Below are 20,673 nucleotides of genomic sequence, written 5' to 3'. Positions count from 1 at the left end.
GTGTGCTCGTCGTCGAGGACGAGGAGTCCTTCTCCGACGCCCTGTCGTACATGCTCCGCAAGGAGGGCTTCGAGGTCGCCGTCGCGGCCACCGGCCCCGACGGACTCGACGAGTTCGAGCGCAACGGCGCCGACCTCGTGCTCCTCGACCTGATGCTGCCCGGCCTGCCGGGCACCGAGGTCTGCCGCCAGCTGCGCGGCCGCTCCAACGTCCCCGTGATCATGGTGACCGCCAAGGACAGCGAGATCGACAAGGTCGTCGGGCTGGAGATAGGGGCGGACGACTACGTCACCAAGCCCTTCTCCTCCCGCGAGCTGGTCGCCCGCATCCGTGCCGTACTGCGCCGGCGCGGCGAGCCGGAGGAGGTCGCCCCGGCCGCACTGGAGGCCGGGCCCGTCCGGATGGACGTCGACCGGCACGTGGTGACCGTCGGCGGCACCAAGGTCGACCTGCCGCTCAAGGAGTTCGACCTGCTGGAGATGCTGCTGCGCAACGCGGGCCGCGTGCTGACCCGCATGCAGCTCATCGACCGGGTGTGGGGCGCCGACTACGTCGGTGACACCAAGACCCTCGACGTCCACGTCAAGCGGCTGCGCGCCAAGATCGAGCCCGACCCGGGCGCGCCGCGGTACCTGGTGACGGTGCGCGGGCTGGGGTACAAGTTCGAGCCGTAGGCCGGTCCACGGGCCGGACGTGACGAAGGGCGGGACCTCACGCAGAGGTCCCGCCCTTCGGCGTGGTCGCGTACGGCGGTCAGTGGCCGGCTTCGGCGTCCGTGCCGGTGCCGTTCTCCTGGGAGGTGCCGTCGGCCGGGGCGCCGGACTCGCCGGTCGAGGGGGCGCCCGAGGAGGCGCCGTCGGACGGCTCGCCCGAGGCGTCGGCGGAGGCCTGGCCGGAGGCGTCGTCGGAGGGCGTCGCGCCCGGGGCCGAGGGGACGTCGCTCGGGCCCCACTCGGAGAAGTAGCTCTCGGCCGGGACGACCAGGGCGCGCAGGCTCACCTCGCCGGTCTTGCTGAATGTGAAGGTGATCTTCTGCGCGTTGCCGTCCTGGACCGCCTCGCGGCTGCTGGGCAGGACCGCGGCGGCGTTGTCCTTGCCGCCGAGGATCAGGGAGCCGCCGGCCGGGACGACCAGGTTGCCCTTCCCGCCCTTGGCGGGCTTCAGCTCGGCGGTCTTGCCGCCGCCCGGGACGGTGATGGACTCGAGGGTCTGGTCCGACCGGCCGTTGTTGAACAGGGTGACGGCGACCACGGCCGGGCCGGTCGACTTCAGATCGGGCTGCGTGATGACGACCGCGTTCTGGACCTCGATGTCACCGACGGTCGTCGCAGCGTGATCCGGCTTGATATCCAGCGTCTGGGCGTTGTGACCGGCACCGCACGCGGCGAGCGAGGCGATCGAGAACGCGATGGCGGCGGCGGCGAGGGCACCGCGTCGAAGGCTGCTGCTCACGGCGGCGGCAACTCCTTGGACTCGAGCGTGGTGGCGGCAACGGATAAAGCCGCCCTAAGTGGCTGTCAGCGGCCTTAGGCTACCGAGCCGTTCTCCGGCTGCCGCACCCGACCCTCCCCGAAGACGCCCGGCGTCGCCCGGCAGGCGGTAGGACGCGGGCGGGGCCGGAGCGCGGTGCGGGTGCGGTCCAAGCGGGGTTCGAGCGGGGTTCGGGCGGGGTTCGGGCACGCTTCACGGTCGTTCCGTGCGTCGTTTTGCCGCTCGTACTCGTCCGACATTCAGCTATGCGGCCCTCCGCCATACCGGCCGTGGATCGGTGTGCGAAATGCCGGTGAAGGAATGCGCCGGCGGGCCGTGGAATTGATCACCGACGCGCCGGGCGGAGCGTGTCGTGATCAATTCGGGATTCGTCCGGAACCCCGCCGCGGCCACCGAACGGAGTAGCGGAAGTCGCACGCGTGGAACCGGACATATCGGGACCTTCGGGCGCGTGGCGCGGGCCCCGGACGTGTGTGACGTGCGTGTTTCGCCCGCCCTGGACAGCCGCTCCGACCTGCGAATACTTTCTTCCGCTCGCCCCGCGCAGCACGTTCCTGTTGCTGTTGTCAAGCCCCGAGATATGCCCTGACCTGCGAAAACGCCATTCAGAAGACGCCGTTTCCGTGTTACCCTGGATAGCCACGGAAGGGGTACCTGTCACATGACGTTCAAGGTTGGCGACACCGTGGTCTATCCCCATCACGGGGCCGCGCTGATCGAGGCTATCGAAACTCGCCAGATCAAAGGCGTGGACAAGACCTACTTGGTGCTGAAGGTCGCCCAGGGCGACCTGACGGTACGTGTGCCAGCGGACAATGCGGAGTTCGTCGGCGTGCGTGATGTGGTCGGTCAGGACGGGCTGGACCGGGTCTTCGAGGTGCTGCGCGCGCCGTACGCCGAGGAGCCCACGAACTGGTCGCGTCGTTACAAGGCAAACCTGGAGAAGCTCGCCTCCGGCGACGTCATCAAGGTCGCGGAAGTCGTGCGCGACCTGTGGCGGCGCGAGCGCGAGCGCGGACTCTCCGCAGGTGAGAAGCGCATGCTCGCCAAGGCCCGCCAGATCCTGGTGAGCGAGCTGGCCCTCGCGGAGAACACCAACGAGGACAAGGCGGAGGCCCTGCTCGACGAGGTGCTCGCCTCCTGAGCCCACTGGATCCGGGGCGAGGCGCACACCGTCAGCCACTCGGTTCAGCGCACTGAAATGCCGCGGTGCCCGATGACATCCTTGCTGTCGCCGGGCGCTGCGGCATGTTCGTACCCGGACACCCGTTTCCGGCATCCGGGCGTGCGGACGACCATGATCCTCGTACGCTCGTCCCGGGAAGGCTCGCCCGGTTCCTGGCGTGCCGGGCCCGGGCTGCTGGCTCGACCAGGGTCACGGAAGGGTCCGGTCAAGCCGTCGCGCCCGGCACGGTGAGGCCATACCCACGTAGGTCGAGCACACAAACCTGACAGGAACCGATGTCTGACGAATCGCGTCCCTCGCCCACCGAAACCTCCGCCGCGGCGCATGCCGAGGCGCCGGCCGCGGACCGCACGCGCGCCAGGGCCGCCGCCGTGATCCCGGCCGCGGGCCGGGGCGTACGGCTCGGCCCGGGCGCCCCCAAGGCGCTGCGCGCGCTGGGCGGCACGCCCATGCTCATCCACGCGGTCCGGGCGATGGCCGCCTCCCGGGGGGTCTCCCTCGTCGTGGTCGTCGCACCGCCGGACGGCGCGGCCGAGGTCAAGAACCTCCTCGACACGCACGCGCTCCCCGAGTGGACCGACTTCCTCGTCGTGCCCGGCGGCGAGAGCCGGCAGGAGTCCGTACGGCGCGGCCTGGACGCCCTGCCGCCCGAGTACGCCGTCGTCCTCGTCCACGACGCCGCCCGGCCGCTGGTGCCGGTGGACACCGTGGACGCCGTGATCGACGCCGTGCGGGAGGGCGCGCCCGCCGTGGTGCCGGCGGTGCCGCTCGCCGACACCGTCAAGCAGGTCGAGCCCGCCGCGGCGCCGGGGGAGCCGGAGCCGGTGGTGGCGACGCCGGAGCGGGCGCGGCTGCGCGCGGTGCAGACCCCGCAGGGATTCGACCGCGCGACGCTGGTGCGGGCCCACGGGACGGTGACCGACGACGTCACCGACGACGCGAGCATGGTCGAACGGCTCGGGCTCACGGTGGTGGTGGTGCCGGGACACGAGGAGGCGTTCAAGGTGACGCGCCCGCTCGACCTGGTGCTCGCCGAGGCGGTACTGGCGCGCAGGAGGCTGAACGATGGGTTCTGAGGCGGACGCGGGGCTCGTGCTGCCGCAGGTGGGGATCGGTACGGACATCCACGCCTTCGAGGACGGGCGCGAGCTGTGGTGCGCGGGGCTGAAGTGGGAGGGCGAGGGGCCGGGGCTCGCCGGGCACTCCGACGCGGACGTCGTCGCGCACGCGGCGTGCAACGCGCTGTTCTCCGCGGCGGGGCTCGGGGACCTGGGGCAGCACTTCGGCACCGGGCGGCCGGAGTGGTCGGGGGCGTCCGGGGTGACGTTGCTGACGGAGGCCGCGCGGATCGTGCGGGAGGCGGGGTTCCGGATCGGGAACGTCGCGGTGCAGGTGGTGGGCGCGCGGCCGAAGATCGGGAAGCGGCGGGGGGAGGCGGAGGCGGTGCTGTCCGGAGCCGTGGGAGCGCCGGTGTCCGTGTCGGGGGCGACGACGGACGGGCTGGGGTTCCCCGGGCGGGGGGAAGGGCTGATGGCGGTGGCCACGGCGCTGGTCGTGCGAGCGGGTTAGACGGCGGGCCGCCCACCCGCCACGCGGCTCGGGCGGCCAGGAGGGTGCCGCTCGGGGTTCTGGTCCGGGCGGCCAGGTGGGTGCCCCTCGGGGTTCTGGTCCGGTCGGCCAGGTGGGTGCCGCTCGGTGTTCCGGCGCGGGCGGCCAGGTGGGTGCCGCGCACGGTTCCGGCCCGGTCGGTCGAGCGGTTGTCCGACGGCGTATCGGCCCCGGTGGGGGAGGGGGGCGGTGCACCGGTTGCGACTCGGTCCGGCAACAACCGGTATGTGCGCCCTGGGCACTGTCCGGGGCCTACTACCCTGGACTCGTGACTATTCGCCTGTACGACACCAGCGCCCGGCAGATTCGTGACTTCGCCCCCCTCACGCCGGGCTGTGTCTCGATCTACCTGTGCGGTGCCACCGTGCAGGCGGCCCCGCACATCGGGCACGTCCGGTCGGGACTGAACTTCGACATCATGCGCCGCTGGTTCGCCTACCGCGGCTACGACGTCACCTTCGTCCGCAACGTCACCGACATCGACGACAAGATCATCAAGAAGGCGGCCGAGCAGAACCGCCCCTGGTGGTCCATCGGGTACGAGAACGAGCGGGCGTTCAACGACGCCTACGACGCCCTCGGCTGCCTGCCGCCCACCTACGAACCGCGCGCCACCGGCCACATCACCGAGATGGTCGAGATGATGCGCGGCCTCATCGAGCGCGGCCACGCCTACGAGGCCGACGGCAACGTCTACTTCGACGTACGGTCCCTGCCGGGCTACCTGTCGCTGTCCAACCAGGACCTCGACGAGCTGCGCCAGCCCGCCGGGGAGGGCGAGACCGGCAAGCGGGACCCGCGCGACTTCGCCATGTGGAAGGCGGCCAAGCCCGGCGAGCCGAGCTGGGAGACGCCGTGGGGGCGGGGACGGCCCGGCTGGCACCTGGAGTGCTCCGCCATGGCGCACAAGTACCTGGGCGAGGAGTTCGACGTCCACGGCGGCGGGATCGACCTGATCTTCCCCCACCACGAGAACGAGATCGCCCAGGCCAAGGGCTTCGGCGACGCCTTCGCCCGCTACTGGGTGCACAACGCCTGGGTCACCATGAGCGGCGAGAAGATGTCCAAGTCGCTCGGCAACAGCGTGCTCGTCAGCGAGATGGTGAAGAAGTGGCGGCCGGTCGTGCTGCGGTACTACCTCGGCACCCCGCACTACCGCTCCACCATCGAGTACAGCGAGGAGTCCCTGCGCGAGGCCGAGTCGGCCTACGCGCGCATCGAGGGCTTCGCGCAGCGCGTCACCGAACTGGCCGGCCACGCCGTCGAGCCCGCCGACGAGGTGCCGCCCGCCTTCGCCGAGGCGATGGACGACGACCTGGGCGTCCCGCAGGCGCTCGCGATCGTGCACACCACCGTCCGGCAGGGCAACAGCGCGCTGGCCGCCGACGACAAGGAGGCCGCCGTCGCCCGCCTCGCCGAGGTGCGGGCCATGCTCGGCGTGCTGGGCCTGGACCCGCTGGACGCGCAGTGGGCGGGGGAGCAGGAGCAGGGCGAGGACCTGCGGCACGTCGTCGACAGCCTCGTACGGCTCGTGCTCGACCAGCGCGAGGCCGCGCGGGCGCGGAAGGACTGGGCCACCGCCGACGCCATCCGCGACCGGCTCGCCCAGTCCGGACTGGCCATCGAGGACAGCCCGCAGGGACCCCGCTGGAGCCTCGGCGCCCGCTGACCCGGCGGGGCGGCGGGAGCCGGGTCCGGAGATCGATTGTGCCGCCCGGCCCTCCGGGCGGCACACTGCATACGACACAACACCACGCCAAGCACCACGCACACTCCCGTAGAGAGCGGAGACAGGTAACTCATGGCCGCGAACAACCGCCGCATGTCCGGCAAGAAGGGCGCGCAGGTCGGCAGCGGCGGCAAGCGACGCCGGGGCCTGGAAGGCAAGGGGCCCACGCCCCCCGCCGAGATGCGCAAGGGGCACGCCAAGCAGCGCGCCGCCAACGCCAAGGCGCGCCGCGCCACGGGCCGCCCGCAGGCGCGGCGCGGCGGCGGCCGGTCGACGTCCGAGCTGGTCGTCGGCCGCAACCCGGTCTACGAGGCACTGCGCGAGGGAGTGCCCGCCTCCACGCTCTACGTCCAGCAGTTCATCGACAACGACGAGCGGGTGCGCGAAGCCCTCCAGCTCGCCGCCGACCGCGGCGGGATCAACCTCATGGAGGCCCCGCGTCCCGAGCTGGACCGGATGACCAACGGGCTGAACCACCAGGGGCTCGTGCTCCAGGTGCCGCCGTACGAGTACGCGCACCCCGAGGACCTGGTCGCCGCCGCCCACGACGAGGGCGCCGACCCGCTGATCGTCGCCCTCGACGGCGTGACCGACCCGCGCAACCTCGGTGCCGTCGTCCGCTCCGTCTCCGCCTTCGGCGGTCACGGCGTCGTCGTGCCCGAGCGGCGCGCGGCCGGCATGACGGCGGGTGCCTGGAAGACGTCCGCCGGCACGGCCGCCCGTACGCCGGTGGCGCGCGCCACCAACCTCACCCGGGCGCTGGAGTCGTACCAGAAGGCCGGGCTCACGGTCGTCGGCCTCGCCGCCGACGGCGAGGCCGAACTCGGCGACCTGGAGGCCCTGGACGGGCCCTTGGTCGTCGTCGTCGGCAGCGAGGGCAAGGGCCTGTCCCGGCTCGTCGGCGAGACCTGCGACGTCCGGGTGCGGATCCCGATGCCGGGCGGCGCGGAGTCGCTGAACGCCGGTGTGGCGGCGGGGATCGTGCTGTACGAGGCGGCGCGTCGGCGCTCCTGAACAAGCGTTCGCCATATAGCTCGAACGGGGCGTTCGAGGCTGTCCGGACATGCTTGACGCGGTCCGGACAGATCGGGGCGGTCAAGGCAGTGTCCTAACGACACATCACTCGGTTAGATGAGTGTGGACACCAGAACACCCCGCACACCCACGGGGGACCGCTCGTCGGGATACGACGACGCTCCCGCGCTGAGCATGGTGAAGGTGCCGAGCGATCCGGCCCAGGTCATCGTCAACCACGCGAGTTTCCGCGTGCAGTTCGGTGCCTCCGCGCGGCGGACCCAGTCCCCGCGGATCGCGCGGCACCTGAGCGCCACCCAGAACACCGCCCGCATGCCCGCAGCCCCGGGCCGCCGCCGCCCCGTCGTGTGGAGCGGGCGCTCCGACCCGGACGACACCGGCGCGCACCGGCTGCTCCAGGCGGTGCGGGCGGGAGCCGGTCACCACGCCGGGGACGACGCGGCCGCCGACGCCGGGGCCACCCAGGTCATCCCCCGGGTCGACCTGGACGGCGGCCCCCTCGACTACGACGACGGCCCCGCCACCCAGACGCTGGAGACCCCCCTCGTCGGCGCCCAGCGCGGCCCCGTCCCCGAGGGCACCCGGCTGCTGCCCGCCATGCGCCCCGTGGGCAGCGCCTACGACGAGCCCGGCTACGACACACTGGACTTCGGGACCGGACCCGACGGCCACCACGACGACGGACACCGCCCCGACGACTACGCCGGGCACGACGACCCGGACCAGGGCGAGCCCCGCAGCAGGCGCCGCACCGACGACCCGGCGCGCCACGCCTACTTCCCCGGCCGCCGTATGAACCTCGGCGTCGTCCTGCTGCCCCTGCGCGTCTTCCTCGGCTTCATCTCCATCTACGCCGGCATGGGCAAGCTCTGCGACCCCGTCTACTTCGACGGCGGCGAACGCGGCTCCATGGTCAAGTGGCTCAACACCCTGCACCCCTGGGACGTCGCCGAACCGCTGCGCCAGTTCGCCCTCGCCCACCCCGTGGGCGCCGGACTCGTCATCGCCTTCCTCCAGGTGCTGGTCGGCGTCCTGACCGTCCTCGGCTGCTGGCAGCGGGTGGCCGCCGTCGTCGGCGCCGGCCTGTCCGCCGCGCTCCTCGTCACCGTGAGCTGGAAGAGCGTCCCGGCCTACGACGCGCCCGACATCATCTACCTCGCCGCCTGGTCCCCGCTGATCATCGCGGGGGCGCCCGTCTACTCCGTGGACGGCAGGCTCGCGAGCAGCGCCTGGCGGCGCCTCGGCCCCCGCTCCGACATCTGGGACCTGCGCCGCTACGTCCTGCGCCGCGGCGCCCTCGTCACCTTCCTCGTCGCCGGGGTCACCCTCCTCGTCGGCTCCGTCCTCGGCGGTGCCGTCCGGGATGCCGACCGCGTGGTCGTCCCCGGGCCCGGCGAGGCCCCGCGCAACGAACTGCCTGGCTCGCCGCTCCCGCAGGAGCCCGGCACCGGCAAGCCGAAGACCTCTTCCCCGGCGGAGGCGTCCGCCTCGCCCACCCAGGGCGCCACCGGCGACGCGGCCACCCCCTCCCGGGAGTCCGCGACCACTCCGGGAGCGACCCGGGACAGCGGCAGCGCCACCGGCGGCGGTGCACCGAGCCAGACCCAGGGCACCACGGGCCAGGCCCCGCCCCAGCGGCAGTCCTCCCCGGCCGGCCAGGCCCCGAGCACCACGTCGGGCCCGACCGCCGGCGGCACCTCGACCGGCGGCACCGGCGGCTCCGCAGACGACACCGACGGCGGCGGCGACGGCGGCTCGTCCTCCACCGGAGAGCCGGGCGGACGCCTGGTGGGCGGCCTGTTGGGCTGAGCGGGCAGCCGCGCCCGCGCACACGGCAGCAGGGCCCCGCACCCGATGTGCGGGGCCCTGCTGCCGTACGCCTGCGCGCGGAAGGCCCTCAGCGGCCGGCCAGGGCCGCCAGTTCCCTGGCCGCCTCCGTCAGGTCCTTCGCGGTGTCGATCGCCCGCCAGTAGGAGCCCTGCGGGATCGGGAAGCCGGCCAGGCGGCGTTCGCGGGCCAGGCGGGGGAAGGTGGTGCGCTCGTGGTCGCCGCGCTCCGGGAGCATCGCGGCGAACTCCGGCGAGAAGACGTACACGCCCGCGTTGATCTCGAACGTCGACGGCGGCGCCTCGATGAAGTCGGTGATGTGGCCGAAGCCGTCCGTCTGCACGGCGCCCCAGGGCAGCCGCGGACGGGCCAGGGCGAGGGTCGCGACGGCGCCCCGCTCGGCGTGGAAGTCGGCCATGTCGCGCAGCGAGAAGCGGGTCCAGATGTCGCCGTTGGTCGCGTACCAGGACCGGTCGGGGTGCGGGAGGTGGGCGGCGGCGTAGCGGAGGCCGCCGCCGCGGCCGAGCGGTTCGGTCTCCACGACGGTGGTGACGGAGAGGGGCAGGTCGGCGCTCTCCAGCCACTTCTGCAGCACCTCGGCGAGATGGCCGCAGGAGACCACGACGTCGGTGACGCCCTCCTCGGCGAGCCAGGCGAGCTGATGGCCGATGATCGGAGTCCCGGTGCCCGGGATCTCGACCATGGGCTTGGGCCGGTCGTCGGTGTAGGGGCGCAGCCGGGAACCCTGCCCGCCGGCCAGGACGACGGCTTGAACGGGGCGGCGGGACGCGGCGTTCGGATCGGTCATGCCCGAACTGTACGCGGCGCCCCGCCCGCCTCCGGCCGACAGGTCCTAGCCGTGCGCGGCCAGCACGCCCGAGGCGAAGGCGGTGTCGCAGACGGGACGGGCGTAGGACTGGGCGCGTGTCGGGCCGTACACCTTCACCGCGGCGCGGCCCAGCGCGCGGGCGATGGTCGCGCAGTGGTCGGCCAGCGACGGACGCTCGTTCACCGCCTGCTGGAGGTGGGTCAGCGCGACGCCCGGGTCCTCCTCCTGCAGCTCGGTCAGCAGCCGGTCGCGCAGCACCTCGTGCGGGGCGCGGGCGGCGCGGGCGGTGGACGCCTTGGCCGAGGAGGCCTCCGACGCGGCGAGCACCGAGTCCGAGGGATCCCCGGACCAGTCGACGCGGGTGACCGCGAGAGTCCCGGAGAGCACCAGGACGACGGGCAGGACGAAGGCGAGAGAGCGGCCGATCCGGCGGGCGGGGCCCCGGCCGCGTCGCGTCTGTCGGGTGGTGGAGTGCTTCACGGAGTGCTTCACGCGAGTGAGGGTAGCGCCCGGTAATGATTTGGCGACATTTAGTCACCCTTTCGGGGGATGAAGAGTCCCCGCGAAAGGGATAGGGGATTGACGAACACCGGTCGAAACGTCCGGTGTGCCGGGGTATTTGTCGACAACGAAAAGAGCCCCGCAGCAGGCCGCGGGGCTCTTTTCGTCAACGCGGGTGAAATCACCCGGTCGCGTGGTTTCTCAGTCGGTGAGACGCTCGCCCGTGGAGGTCGAGAACACGTGGGTCTCGCCCGGACGCGGCACGACGTGGACGGTCGCGCCCTTCTCCGGCACCGCGCGGCTGCTGACGCGGACCACGAGGTCCGTCGTCTCGCCGCCGACCTCGACCGTGCCGTAGATGTAGCCGTCGGCGCCGGTCTCCTCCACGACGTTCACCGAGACCGCGAGGCCCGCCGGGGCGTCCGCCGAGTCCTTCGACAGGGTCTTGGCGGCGCCGCCGTCCAGCTCCACCACGTCGAAGTGCTCGGGGCGCACACCGACGGTGACCGTGCGGTCGCCCTTGTCGGCGGCGGCCTTCAGGGCGTCGCGGTTGACCGGGACGACGCTGTTGCCGAACTTCACGCCGCCGTCGGTGATCGGGACCTCGACCAGGTTCATCGCCGGGGAGCCGATGAAGCCGGCGACGAAGAGGTTCGCGGGCTTGTCGTACATGTTCCGCGGGGTGTCGACCTGCTGGAGCAGACCGTCCTTGAGGACCGCCACGCGGTCGCCCATCGTCATGGCCTCGACCTGGTCGTGGGTGACGTAGACGGTGGTGATGCCCAGACGGCGCTGGAGCGAGGCGATCTGCGTGCGGGTGGAGACGCGGAGCTTGGCGTCCAGGTTGGACAGCGGCTCGTCCATGAGGAACACCTGCGGCTCACGCACGATCGCGCGGCCCATCGCCACACGCTGGCGCTGACCGCCGGAGAGCGCCTTCGGCTTGCGGTCCAGGTACTCGGTGAGGTCGAGGATCTTCGCGGCCTCCTCGACCTTCTGCCGGATCTCCGCCTTGTTGACGCCGGCGATCTTGAGCGCGAAGCCCATGTTGTCGGCGACCGTCATGTGCGGGTACAGCGCGTAGTTCTGGAACACCATGGCGATGTCCCGGTCCTTCGGCGGCAGGTGCGTCACGTCGCGGTCACCGATGCGGATGGCGCCGCCGTTCACGTCCTCGAGCCCCGCGAGCATGCGGAGCGAGGTGGACTTGCCACAACCGGAGGGACCGACCAGGACGAGGAACTCGCCGTCCGCGATGTCGATGTCGAGACCGTCGACGGCGGGCTTGGTGGAACCCGGGTACACACGGGTCGCCTTGTCGAACGTAACAGTGGCCATGGTGAATGGGCCCCCTTCTACCGGCAGGAACGTGCCGGACGATCCGTTGTAGGAAGGTGGTGGTGTAGTCCACACGGGTGAAGCTGAGCAGGACGGTACCCGGCGTTCACCTGATCTGTCAGTAGCTGGGGGCCTGTGAACTTCGCCGGAATTCTCGAATCACATCGTTCACCTGCTCTGTGTACAGTGGTGCAGCCTGCGCGCGCCCGCCGCGCGCGTGCCTCCTTAGCTCAGATGGCCAGAGCAACGCACTTGTAATGCGTAGGTCGTCGGTTCGAATCCGACAGGGGGCTCTGCCAGGGGAAACGCCCCCGCGATCTCGGATCGCGGGGGCGTTTCGCGTGGGTGCCGCTACTTGCCCTTCGGGAGCGGGTCCGCCTCGCAGATCGTGTCGGGGGCGGGGAGCTTGCCGGTCAGGAGGTAGGTGTCGACCGCGTTCCGGACGCAGTCGTTGCCGCTGTCGTAGGCGCCGTGGCCCTCGCCCCGGTAGGTCAGCTCCACGCCCACCTTCTCGCCGAGGCGTTCCGCCATGCGGGCCGCGCCCTCGTACGGGGTGGCGGGGTCGCCGGTGTTGCCGACGAGGAGGACCGGGGGTGCGCCGGGGGCGCTGACCTCGGGGTGCGGGGCGGTGCCGGGGACGGGCCAGCCGTCGCAGGTGAGGGCGCTCCAGGCGAGGCCGGGTCCGAAGAGCGGGGAGGCTTCGAGGAAGTCGGGCAGGCGGGACCGCACGTCGGCGACGGTGTAGCGGTTGCTGGAGTCGTCGCAGGTGATGGCTCTGAAGGCGTCGTCCTCGTTGCTCGGGTGGTCGTCGTCGTCCGGGGCGCCGCCCCTGCCGCGCTGGCCGAGGGCTTCGGCGAGGTCGTGGAGGACGTCGGCGTTGTCGTCGGCGGCGGCTTCCAGGCCCACGCGGAGGGCGGGCCAGTAGTCCTGGCGGTACAGGGCGCCGCTGATGGCGTCGATGAGGGCGTCGCCGTCGAGTGCGCCGCCGTCGGGGGTGGGCAGCGGGGTGTCGTCGAGGGCCGCTTCGAGGGCGACGGCGAGTTTCACGATGTCCTCGGCGTCGTCGCCGAGCGCGCAGCCCTGCCGGGCGCACCAGGTGGCGAAGTGCTCGAAGGCGAGCTGGAAGCCCCGGGCCTGGGCGAGGGCTTCCTGCATGGTGTCGTGGGTGGGGTCGACGACGCCGTCGAGTACGGCGCGGCCCACGTGGTCCGGGAACAAGTGGGCGTAGACGCCGCCGAGTTCGGTGCCGTAGGAGATGCCGAAGTAGTGCAGCCGGGCGTCGCCGAGGACGTGGCGGAGGAGGTCCAGGTCCTGGGCGGCCTGGGTGGTGCCGACGTGGGGGAGGACGTCGCCGGAGTTCTTCTCGCAGGCGGCTGCCGTCGCGCGGTTGAACCGGACGAGGGCGTCGGTCTCGGCGGTGCCGTCGTCGGGGGTGTGGTCGATGTCGTCCTCGTCGGGGAGGCCGGCGTCGTGGCAGCGGACGGGGGCGCTGTTGCCGACGCCGCGGGGGTCGAAGCTGACGAGGTCGTAGCGGGTGCGGAGCTTTTCGTAGTCGGCGGCGAGGCCGGGGAGGGTGGCGACGCCGGAGCCGCCGGGGCCGCCGAAGTTGAAGAGGAGGGAGCCGATCCGGTCGTCGGGGGTGCCGCTGGAGCGGGCCCGGACCAGGGCGAGGCCGATGGCGTCGCCGGAGGGGTTCTTCCAGTCCAACGGCGTGCGCAGGGTGGCGCATTGCCACCGGGTGCCGTCGGGGAGGGCCGCGGGGGCCTTGCCGCCGCCCTGGGCGGGGGAGGGGGCGGGGCAGGGTTTCCAGTCGAGGGACTGGTCGCGGAGGCTGGTGAGGGCCTGTGCGTCGGTGGTGCCGCCGGTGCCGTGGTGCCGGTCGCGCTGCTGGTCCGCCGGCGCGCAGGCCGTCAGGGACGAGGCGAGCAGGGTGGCCGTGGACAGCAGGACGGCGGTGGATATCGCTCGTGCTGTGGGCATGGCCTCAGCCTCTGGCGGCCGGGCGGGGGACGCATGGTGTGGCGTCCGTTCGGGTGGGGCCCCGCCGGCCGGGGTGTGCCCGGCGGCGGGGCTCCGGCGGGGTCAGGAGGAGCGGTTGGCGCTGGAGGGGCCGAAGAACTCGATCTCGGCGATGGCGACCTGCTTGTCGGCGGAGGCGGCGTGGGCGGACTCGATGGTGAAGCGGACCTTGGTGACCTCGCCGACGCGGAAGGGGCGCCGCTGGCCGCCGGCGCCCTGGTCGAGGGTGAGGTCGCGGGTCTTGATCGAGCCGTCCTTCATGGTGATGGTCGCCTTGATGCGGTGGGGCAGGGCCGATTCCTGGAGCTTGTTGGCCCGGGAGGAGACGCCGGGCGTGATGATCACGTCCAGCAGGCGGGTCGGCTCGGTGAAGGTGGCCTCGACCCATTCGCCCTGGCCGGACTCCGAGATGCCGGGGCCCCACCAGGTGTTGCTGAGCTTGTCGATGAGGAGTTCGGGCTTGTGGCCGGGGAAGGAGTGCGAGGCCTTGATGCCGTCGGGGGAGACGGGGGCGCGCTTGGCGAAGTGGTCGCGGGTGTTGTCGATGCCGTCGGGGACGTAGACGAAGCCGAGGACGGCGAGGGAGCCGACGACCGCGATGGTGATCCAGGTGCCGATGCGGTCGAAGACGCGGCGCAGGCGGGGGCGGTCGCCGGCCCAGGGGGTTTCCCGGCGTCGTCCGCCGAAGAGGCGGCGCCACCAGGGGGCGCGTCCGGGGTCCTGGTCGTTGCTCGCGGCGAGGGGCATGGCGCAGCGGGCGCAGTAGTGGCGGTCGGGGCGGTTGGGGGTGGAGCACCAGGGGCAGGGCGGGCCGTTGGCGATGTCGGGCTGGTGGCCGGGGGCGCGGACCTGGGGGCGGTCGGCGTCGGGGCGGCCGGGCAGGACGGGGGCGACGGCCGGGGGCGGTGTGGGGGCCGGTGCCTCGGGGTCGGCGACGGGGACGAGGAGGGAGCGGGCGCGGTCGGACATGGTGTCGGTGAGGGCGCCCGGGGCCGCGGCGGCGGGCACCGGGGCGGTGGGGGCCGTCTCGTCGGTGGCGGGTTCGCCGGTGCGGGTGCCGGCGCCGGTGCCAGCACCGGTGCCGGCGGGTCGGCCGGCCCCGCCCGCCGTGGTGCCGTCGTCGGGGTCCGGGGCGTCCGGAGTGTCCGCCGTGTGGGGGGACCGGGGCGGGGCGGGGCTGTCGCCCGGGGTGCCCGCGGCCGGTTCGTCGGGTGCGGGCGCGGTGGCGGGGCGGTCGGTGCGGGCCGGGGGGACGCCGGCGTTGCCGAAGGCGTCGAAGGCGGGGCCGCGGTCGGGCTTGGCGGTGGCGGACTGGGCGCCGCGGGCCTGGTCCCAGCTCAGTACGGCGCCGCACGCGTCGCAGAAGGACTGGCCCGGTTCCGCGCGGGTGCCGCACTCGGCGCAGTTCTGCGTGGTCATCTCTCCGGGGTCCTTTCGGAGGCGGTCACTTCGACCGTGTAGGGCATGTGGGCGGGGCGGGCGGCGGCGACGAGGGCGTCCAGCCGGTGGGTGTCGGCCGGTTTCGGGTCGGGCAGCCGGAGGGCGACGTGCAGGTAGGGGCGGGGGCGGCCGGGGAAGGGGCCGAGGGGGCGGGCGTTCCATGCGGCGCCGCCGCTCTCGGTGATCTCCGGTTCGACGCCGAAGGCCAGCCGTACGGCTTCGGAGAGTCCTTGCCGGGTGCCGCGTACGCGGTGCAGGCGGGTGGCGGCGGCGACGGCGGCGCGCAGCCGGTCCTCGGGTTCGGTGCCGTCGGTTTCGGCACCGACCCAGGTGCCGAGCCACTGGGCGAAGTCGGCCGGGGTGAGGGCGGGGTCGAAGTAGGTGTCGAGGCAGTCCAGGACGCTGAGGATGGGGGCGAGGACGTCGTCGAGTCCGCCGACGAAGCGCAGCGCGAGGTCGTCGTCGGCGAAGACGGCCGGGAGCATGGAGGCGATGGGCAGGGAGGAGCCCAGCCCGTCGACGGAGCCCCGCTGCGAGGCCGGGGCGGTCGTCACGTGTTGTCCCCGATCACGCGGACCCGGTGGTCGTAGGAGAAGACCAGGGCGGGTGCTTCGAGGTCGATGCGGTCGGTGGGGTCGCCGCGCTTGCCGGTGAGGGGGTCGGCGGGGTGCAGGACGACTTCGTCGACGAGTTCGACGCCGGGCACGCGCTGGAGGACGGCGAAGACCTCGCCCGCCTGCACGGGGCGTCCGAAGGGCCAGCCCTTGCCGTCGGCGCCGCCGGTGAGCGGGTCGAGGTGGCGGTAGAGGGCGTCGTGGGTCTGGCGGCGGACGCGGTCGGCGTCGACGTCGCGGAAGGCGTGGACGGTGGCGACGACGGTGATGCCCTGGTAGTAGGGCGGTCCGACGGACAGGCGGGTGCCGATGAGGCGGCGTTCGTCGAGGTGGCGGGTGATGCGGCTCAGGAGGGCGTCGCCGGGGACGAGTTGCTCGAAGCGCAGGCGGCCGCCGGGGTCGGGGACGGCCTGGGGGACGACGAGGACGCGGACGGCGTGGGCGCCGTATTCGTTCTCCTGGCCCTCCAGGCAGGTGATGCGGGCGGTCTCGGGGGCGGCGCGGCGGGCGAGTTCCTCGTAGTCGCGCAGGGTGACGGCGCGTTCCTGGGCGCGCAGGGTGATGGGGGCGCGGAGTTTGGCCTCTTCGACGGTCTCGCCGTCGACGCCGCCGCGGGCGGCTTCGCGGTTGACGACCTCGGAGACGTACGGGATGGAGGTGCGCAGGACCTGTACGGCGCCGCGGGCGACGTTGCCGGCCCTGCCTCCGCCGGTGCGGTAGCGGCGGGCGCGGACGACGGAGCCCTTGGGAGGGACGGCGCCGTACTGGCGCAGGGTCCCGTCGGCCTCGCGGACGGCGGGACCGAAGGCGATCTCGCCGGTGGCGGCGTCGAGGGTGATGTGGTGGTCGTCGGGGCGGGAGCCGGCGAAGTGGGGGACGACGTCCCAGTCCTGCCAGCCGTTGTCGTCGGCGGTCTGGAGGAGGACGGGCGGGTCGCCGGCGACGACGGGGGCGTGCTCGAGCCGCAGCCGCTGGCCGGGCAGGCCGGTGGACTCGCCGAGGAGTTCGTCGAGGACGGTCTCGGCGTGGACGGCGCCGGTGGTGCCGCCGATGGTGTAGGCCTCGGCGGAGCGCACGGTCGGCGAGGTGGTGTAGAAGGGCTGGCCGTTCAGCGGTTCGGTGACCCGGCAGCGGATCCAGCCGGCCTCGTGGCCGCCGTTGCGGGACAGGACGTGTCCGCCGGGTATGTGGAGCACGATGTCGCCGGGGCGGTTGAGGCCGCCGGTGCCGTCGCGGTCGACCTCGCAGGGCTGCCAGCCGTCCTCGGTCCACGCCTCCCAGACCAGCGGGGGCTGGCGCGGGTCGACACCGACGCCGTCGACGCGGCTGTCGAGTTCGAGGGCGAGGGCGCAGTCGGGGATGGCGGCGGTGAGGCCGATGAGCATGCAGTCGCCGGGGTTGGGCGACTCGGCGAAGCACATCACGTCCTTGCTCTCGGCGAGGTCGGTGGTGCGGTCGCTGACGGCCTCGCCGCGGATCTGCGTCACCAGGCGGTCCAGGGTGCAGGGGACGATGCGCAGGTCGCGTTCGGTGGCGAAGACGACGGCCTCGTCGCGTTCGCTGCGCAGGGTGGCGATCTCGGCGCCGACGGGGACCAGGATCGTGTCCTCCTGCGGTGCGGACAGCCAGAAGGTGACGTCCGTGCGCGCGGCCGACGGCGGGAAGAGCGTGATGCCGACCAGGTCCAGGAAGGCGAGGTGGTTCTTGTCCGGGACGCGGTTGAGCCGGTAGACGATCTGGTCGGCCATGTGGGCGAGCGTCTCGACGAGCGTGATGCCGGGGTCGGAGACGTTGTGGTCGGTCCACTCCGGGGCGCGCTGCTGGATGTAGCGCTTGGCGTCGTCGACGAACTGCTGGAAGCGGCGGTCGTCGAGGTTGGGGGAGGGCAGGGGCATCAGCGGTCGCTTTCGGGAGAGCCCGGGAGACCGGCCGGCGCGTCGGGGAGGTCGGGCTCGTCGTGGGAGGGGATGACGTAGAACGGGAAGACGAGGCTGCGCGGGTTGTTGGTGCCGCGGATCGAGTAACGGACGTCGATGAAGAGGACGTTCTGGTCGCCGTCGGAGGTGACCTCGACGTCGTGGACCTCGATGCGCGGCTCCCAGCGGTCCAGGCTGATGTACACCTCGTGCTGGATGCGGCCCGCGGTCTGTTCGTTGACCGGGGCGAAGACCAGGTCGTGGATGGCGCAGCCGAACTCGGGGCGCATCGGCCGCTCGCCGGGGGCGGTGGCGAGGACGAGCCGCATGGCCTCCTCCACCTCCTGCTCGCCGCTGACGAGGGCGATCCCGCCGGTGGGTCCGATGCGCAGGGGGAACGACCAGCCGGAGCCGACGAACTGTTCGGCCATCAGAGAGCAACCTGCCTTCCTCGGAAACGCTTCGTCACAGGCCCGGTACGGGGATGGTGGCGACCTTGAAGATGGGCGTCTTGGCCTCGAGGGTCGCGCCGATGATCCGTGTCATGACGGAGTTGATCTGCACGTTGACGGTACCGGAGATGGTCGTCGCGGCCCCGGCGCTCAGGGTCGCCGCACCGCCCGCACCGAGGTTGAGGGCGGCTCCCGCGGTGACTCCGATCTGGCCGCCGCTGCGCATGTTGATCATGCTTTCGCCCCGGATGGTGAGGGGGCCGCCGCTCTTGATGCTCAGTGAGCGTTTGGCGGAGAGCGAGAGGTCGGTGCCCGCCTCCACCGACACCGAGCGGCTGCCGGTGATCTTGACGGTGCCCTTGCTGTCGACGGTGATCTCCGTCTTGGTGCGGTCGAGGTTGATGGTCAGTTTGTCGTTGCCGCTGGCGATCCGCACGCCCTGCTTGCGCCCGCCGGTGCGCTGGCTGAGCAGGTCGACGCGGTTGCCCTGGCGGTCGGACAGGGTGTGCCGCACGGCCTTCTTCTTCAGGCCGTCGTGCAGGGGCACGTCGTTCTTGGTGGGCACGTCCCGGCCGTTGTAGAGGCCGCCGATCACGAAGGGGTGGTCAAGCGCCCCGCGGTCGAAGGCGACCAGCACCTCGTCGCCGACGTCCATGGGGAAGACGCCGCCGCCCGCCACGCCGCCCATCTGGACGCTGCGCGCCCAGTCGCTGACGTAGGTGTCGTCCAGCCACGGGAACTGCAGCTTGACCCTGCCCTGTTTGAGGGGGTCCGCCACGTCGGTGACGACGGCGTTGGCGACGCTGGGCAGCCGGGCGGCGCTCGCCGGGTCCGTGCCACCGCTGCCGCCGGAGGCGAGGCCGTACAGGGAACGCCACTGGCGTCCGCTGACCGTGATCCAGGACTCGTAGGGGACGCCGTCGCCGAAGTGGTGGCGCACCGAGGTGACGGTGTACTTGCCCTCGAAGGGCGTGCCCACGTCGGCGAGGGCGACGGGGACGCCGGGCCGCAGGTCGGGGTGGCCGTTGGCGGCGACCTCCAGCTCGGCGAAGGAGGCGGTGACGTCGGCGGCGAGGGCCTTGGCGGCGTTCTGGACCTCGTCCTGCCGGTCGTAGGGGTTGGCGGTCTCGACGAGTGTGCCGGGCTTGAACTTGCCGGCCGCGGTGCCGGGCGTCCACTTGATGTCGATGCCGGGGTCGGTGGTGGCGGGCGCGGTCTCGGTGATCTTCCTCTTGGTGGTGACGTTCCAGCCGCGCGACTCGACCTCGCCGATCTGGTCGGCGGCGGTGACGGCGGCGCGCAGCCGCAGGATGTCGTGGCCGGCCTGGAGGACGAAGGTGCTCTTGTCGCCGTCCGTGCTCGGCGAGGGCGCCCCGGCCGACGGCTTGGGCGTGACGAAGCGGAACTTCCCGTGGGAGTCCAGGTACATGACCATCTTGTTCTCGTCGGCGAGCCGGGCGAGGAAGTCCCAGTCGGTCACGTTGGGCTGGGCGAGGAATCCGTAGGTGCCCTTGGTCGCCTGGATGCGGCCGATGGAGACGCCGTCCAGGGCCACGAGTTTGCGGGCGATGTCGGAGGCCTTCTGGTTGCGGTACGCGGCCACGCGGCGCTGGCGCATCAGCCGGTGCCCGTAGTCGTAGCCGCGGATGACGGTGAAGCTGCCGGTGCCGTCGTAGTCGGTCTCCAGGCCGGTGACCTCACCGGTCAGCAGGGGGTTGCCCTTGCCGTGTCCGTCGGCGATCGGGGTGATGACGACCTTGGTGCCGAACTGCACGTTCAGCTTGCCGAGGAGCCGGTGGTAGGGGTCGCGGAAGGTGAGGCGGAACGCCGCGGGCACGTTGACGCCCTGGTCGACCCAGCCGTCGGTGAGCATCGGGGCGATGGTGTCGGGCAGCTTCGCGCCGCCGATCTTCACCTCGACGATGCTGGAGAAGGAGGGGCGCACCATCAGCGGGGCACCTCCTCGGTGGCGGGCAGGATCAGCTCCGTACCGGTCGGCAGGTGGGACGGGTCGTCGATGCCGTTGGCCTCGGCGATCACCCGCCACGCGTTGGCGCTGCCGTACTCGCTCCAGGCCAGCGACTGCAGCGAGTCCCCGGCGACGACCCGGTGCATGCGCTGGGCGGTGAGGGCGCCGGAGGTCGGGTTCTGGTTCGGGGTGGGGCCGGGGATCTCCACCAGGGCCAGCCGGCAGGTGGCGCGGATGGGGACGCCGGAGGTGCCGAAGAGCGTGTACTGGGTCTCGATGGACTGCACGTAGGCGTTGAACCGGGCCGTGGAGAACGAGCCCCACTCGAAGATCACCCAGGGCGGGGACGGCTGGTCGGCGCCCAGGCTGCTGGCCGTCACCTCGCAGCAGACCAGCAGCGACTCGACCTTCTTCATCACGGTGGTGTCGCCGGGCTTCATCGAGGAGTCCAGGAAGATCTCCAGGGTCATCTCCCGCGGCTCGGCACCCATGAACTGCGGCTTGGCGGCCTTGCGCACGGCCGCCGTCGGGGTCGACTTCCACTGGGCGCGCTGACTGATCGACAGGTGCGCCGGGTTGAACTCGAACGGGAACCGCTTGATCAGCCCACCGGGCGAGGTGGAGTCGCCGGTGGGCGGCTCGTGGATGGCGAGGTTGGCGCGTACGAGGCTCTTGCCGGCGCCACTGCTGCTGGCCATGGGTGTTCCTTTCTGCTGTCC

The 20,673-nt window shown here is 72.5% G+C and carries 18 protein-coding genes and 1 tRNA gene; 8 read left to right on the top strand and 11 right to left on the bottom strand.

Annotated features, from left to right (window positions below):
* Positions 1–2: 2 nt before the first annotated feature.
* Positions 3–674 (top strand): two-component system response regulator PhoP, encoded by a 672-nt coding sequence (gene phoP / locus Sdi02f_RS14895; RefSeq protein WP_465269179.1) that lies wholly within the window; start codon positions 3–5, stop codon positions 672–674.
* A 79-nt stretch (positions 675–753) separates the two neighbouring features.
* Here phoP and Sdi02f_RS14890 read toward each other — a convergent pair whose 3' ends face one another.
* The gene (locus Sdi02f_RS14890; protein ID WP_030403544.1) at positions 754–1,452 is read right to left on the bottom strand and encodes a copper chaperone PCu(A)C domain-containing protein; all 699 of its coding nucleotides are present in this window, start codon (positions 1,450–1,452) and stop codon (positions 754–756) included.
* Positions 1,453–2,152: 700 nt separating this feature from the next.
* On the opposite strand from Sdi02f_RS14890, the gene Sdi02f_RS14880 reads away from it, so the two are divergent.
* The 6 genes from Sdi02f_RS14880 to Sdi02f_RS14850 all read left to right on the top strand — a co-directional run bounded on the left by Sdi02f_RS14880 (position 2,153) and on the right by Sdi02f_RS14850 (position 8,858).
* Complete coding sequence (locus tag Sdi02f_RS14880; RefSeq protein ID WP_003953493.1) at positions 2,153–2,635, top strand: CarD family transcriptional regulator; 483 nt, start codon at positions 2,153–2,155, stop codon at positions 2,633–2,635.
* 317 nt (positions 2,636–2,952) lie between these two features.
* A complete protein-coding gene (ispD, locus tag Sdi02f_RS14870; protein WP_031086014.1) occupies positions 2,953–3,753 on the top strand; it encodes a 2-C-methyl-D-erythritol 4-phosphate cytidylyltransferase in 801 nt (266 codons plus the stop codon).
* On the top strand, positions 3,743–4,246 hold the full coding sequence (ispF, locus tag Sdi02f_RS14865; RefSeq protein ID WP_031086012.1) for a 2-C-methyl-D-erythritol 2,4-cyclodiphosphate synthase: 504 nt from the start codon (positions 3,743–3,745) through the stop codon (positions 4,244–4,246). Before ispD ends, ispF begins: the two co-directional genes overlap by 11 nt.
* 307 nt (positions 4,247–4,553) lie before the next feature.
* Positions 4,554–5,954: a cysteine--tRNA ligase gene (gene cysS, locus Sdi02f_RS14860; protein WP_031086010.1), complete on the top strand. Its 1,401-nt coding sequence runs from the start codon at positions 4,554–4,556 to the stop codon at positions 5,952–5,954.
* A gap of 132 nt (positions 5,955–6,086) precedes the next feature.
* On the top strand, positions 6,087–7,028 hold the full coding sequence (gene rlmB, locus Sdi02f_RS14855) for a 23S rRNA (guanosine(2251)-2'-O)-methyltransferase RlmB (RefSeq protein WP_030403540.1): 942 nt from the start codon (positions 6,087–6,089) through the stop codon (positions 7,026–7,028).
* Positions 7,029–7,145: 117 nt separating this feature from the next.
* Positions 7,146–8,858 carry a DoxX family protein gene (locus Sdi02f_RS14850; RefSeq protein ID WP_167458175.1) on the top strand — a complete coding sequence of 571 codons (1,713 nt, stop codon included), beginning with the start codon at positions 7,146–7,148 and terminating at the stop codon, positions 8,856–8,858.
* A gap of 88 nt (positions 8,859–8,946) precedes the next feature.
* Here Sdi02f_RS14850 and Sdi02f_RS14845 read toward each other — a convergent pair whose 3' ends face one another.
* The 3 genes from Sdi02f_RS14845 to msiK all read right to left on the bottom strand — a co-directional run bounded on the left by Sdi02f_RS14845 (position 8,947) and on the right by msiK (position 11,544).
* Complete coding sequence (locus Sdi02f_RS14845) at positions 8,947–9,684, bottom strand: nucleotidyltransferase family protein (RefSeq protein WP_030403538.1); 738 nt, start codon at positions 9,682–9,684, stop codon at positions 8,947–8,949.
* Positions 9,685–9,729: 45 nt separating this feature from the next.
* Positions 9,730–10,185: a hypothetical protein gene (locus tag Sdi02f_RS14840; protein WP_030403537.1), complete on the bottom strand. Its 456-nt coding sequence runs from the start codon at positions 10,183–10,185 to the stop codon at positions 9,730–9,732.
* Between the two features lie 222 nt (positions 10,186–10,407).
* Entirely contained in the window at positions 10,408–11,544 is a 1,137-nt protein-coding gene (gene msiK / locus Sdi02f_RS14835; protein ID WP_108933398.1) for a diacetylchitobiose ABC transporter ATP-binding protein MsiK, read from the bottom strand.
* Between the two features lie 219 nt (positions 11,545–11,763).
* On the opposite strand from msiK, the gene Sdi02f_RS14830 reads away from it, so the two are divergent.
* A tRNA-Thr gene (locus Sdi02f_RS14830) sits at positions 11,764–11,837 on the top strand.
* A 58-nt stretch (positions 11,838–11,895) separates the two neighbouring features.
* On the opposite strand, the gene Sdi02f_RS14825 is transcribed toward Sdi02f_RS14830, so the two are convergent.
* The 7 genes from Sdi02f_RS14825 to Sdi02f_RS14795 form a co-directional block, all read right to left on the bottom strand.
* Positions 11,896–13,524 (bottom strand): alpha/beta hydrolase, encoded by a 1,629-nt coding sequence (locus tag Sdi02f_RS14825; protein ID WP_031086006.1) that lies wholly within the window; start codon positions 13,522–13,524, stop codon positions 11,896–11,898.
* Positions 13,525–13,626: 102 nt separating this feature from the next.
* The gene (locus Sdi02f_RS14820; RefSeq protein ID WP_108933397.1) at positions 13,627–14,982 is read right to left on the bottom strand and encodes an NADase-type glycan-binding domain-containing protein; all 1,356 of its coding nucleotides are present in this window, start codon (positions 14,980–14,982) and stop codon (positions 13,627–13,629) included.
* Positions 14,979–15,488 (bottom strand): phage tail protein, encoded by a 510-nt coding sequence (locus tag Sdi02f_RS14815; RefSeq protein ID WP_051783841.1) that lies wholly within the window; start codon positions 15,486–15,488, stop codon positions 14,979–14,981. The genes Sdi02f_RS14820 and Sdi02f_RS14815 overlap by 4 nt, the downstream gene beginning before the upstream one ends.
* A gap of 65 nt (positions 15,489–15,553) precedes the next feature.
* Complete coding sequence (locus Sdi02f_RS14810; RefSeq protein WP_030405256.1) at positions 15,554–17,512, bottom strand: putative baseplate assembly protein; 1,959 nt, start codon at positions 17,510–17,512, stop codon at positions 15,554–15,556.
* Positions 17,512–17,964, bottom strand: a complete 453-nt coding sequence (locus Sdi02f_RS14805; protein ID WP_030405257.1) for a GPW/gp25 family protein — start codon at positions 17,962–17,964, stop codon at positions 17,512–17,514. The genes Sdi02f_RS14810 and Sdi02f_RS14805 overlap by 1 nt, the downstream gene beginning before the upstream one ends.
* Positions 17,965–17,998: 34 nt before the next feature.
* Complete coding sequence (locus Sdi02f_RS14800; RefSeq protein ID WP_030405258.1) at positions 17,999–19,933, bottom strand: VgrG-related protein; 1,935 nt, start codon at positions 19,931–19,933, stop codon at positions 17,999–18,001.
* The gene (locus tag Sdi02f_RS14795) at positions 19,933–20,652 is read right to left on the bottom strand and encodes a CIS tube protein (protein WP_030405259.1); all 720 of its coding nucleotides are present in this window, start codon (positions 20,650–20,652) and stop codon (positions 19,933–19,935) included. Before Sdi02f_RS14795 ends, Sdi02f_RS14800 begins: the two co-directional genes overlap by 1 nt.
* Between the last annotated feature and the right edge of the window lie 21 nt (positions 20,653–20,673).

It is taken from the genome of Streptomyces ardesiacus (assembly GCF_003112575.1).
Lineage (GTDB): Bacteria > Actinomycetota > Actinomycetes > Streptomycetales > Streptomycetaceae > Streptomyces > Streptomyces ardesiacus.
This window is presented reverse-complemented; position numbering and strand designations above follow the sequence as displayed.